The 935-nt window shown below is 58.5% G+C and carries 1 protein-coding gene; it reads left to right on the forward strand.

All coding sequences use genetic code 11. The features are described 5' to 3' along the window. The first annotated feature begins 79 nt into the window (after positions 1–79). Positions 80–913: an IS5 family transposase gene (locus HB676_RS33610; RefSeq protein ID WP_213742817.1), complete on the forward strand. Its 834-nt coding sequence runs from the start codon at positions 80–82 to the stop codon at positions 911–913. Positions 914–935 lie beyond the last annotated feature (22 nt).

The following is a 935-nucleotide window of genomic DNA, read 5'->3' on the forward strand; positions in this document are numbered from 1 at the left end:
AGAGCCTGACTGAAAAAGGTGAGTGATCCCCGTGAGGGTGTGATTCCATCGGATTTGCAAAGATTCGAAGGAGGTCACGATGCCCTGGACTGAGATCACTCGGGAGCAATATCGGCGGGACAAGCTGCGTTATGCAAGCGATATGACCGATGGTGAATGGGCGCTGATCCAGCGCCTTTTGCCGCGGGCCAACAAGCATGGCCGGCCGCGTAAGACCGATTTGCGGAGTGTTGTAGAGGCGGTTCTCTATATTTTATCGACGGGTTGTCAGTGGCGAGCATTGCCGCGGGAGTTCCCACCCTATTCGACGGTGCAGGGCTACTTTTATGCTTGGCGCGATACGGGGCGGTGGCAGAGGATCGTTAGGGTTCTGGTCTGGCGTGCGCGAAAAAAGCTCGGACGCACTCCAAAGCCGACAGCCGCGGTGATCGACAGCCAAAGTGCACCGACCACCCAGGCTGGCGGGCCCCGCGGCTACGACGCGGGGAAGCGCATCTACGGCCGCAAGCGACATATTGTAACCGATACCAATGGCCTGCTTCTCGGAGTGCATGTTCATCCGGCCAACGTCCAAGACTGCCATGGCGCGGTGCCGCTGCTGAAGAAGGTGCGGATGCAATTCCCTCACTTGGGTCACGTCTTTGCCGACCGGATCTATCGTGGGAAACAACTACTCGACGCGCTCTCGGACTGCGGTGCATGGACCATCGAGATCGTCGAGCGCCCCCAAGGCGTCAAAGGCTTCCAGCTTCTGCCGCGACGATGGGTCGTTGAACGAACATTCGCCTGGTTTGGCAGATGCCGACGTCTCGCCAAAGACTTCGAGGCTGCCGCGAACACCGAAGTCGCCTGGCTACTCGTTGCCCATATCAGGCTCCTGACCCGCAGACTTGCCGTCAAAAATGGCGTCTAACCAGATTTATGAGTCAGACTCT

Origin of the sequence: Bradyrhizobium sp. dw_411 (genome assembly GCF_018449695.1) — a bacterium.
Lineage (GTDB): Bacteria > Pseudomonadota > Alphaproteobacteria > Rhizobiales > Xanthobacteraceae > Bradyrhizobium.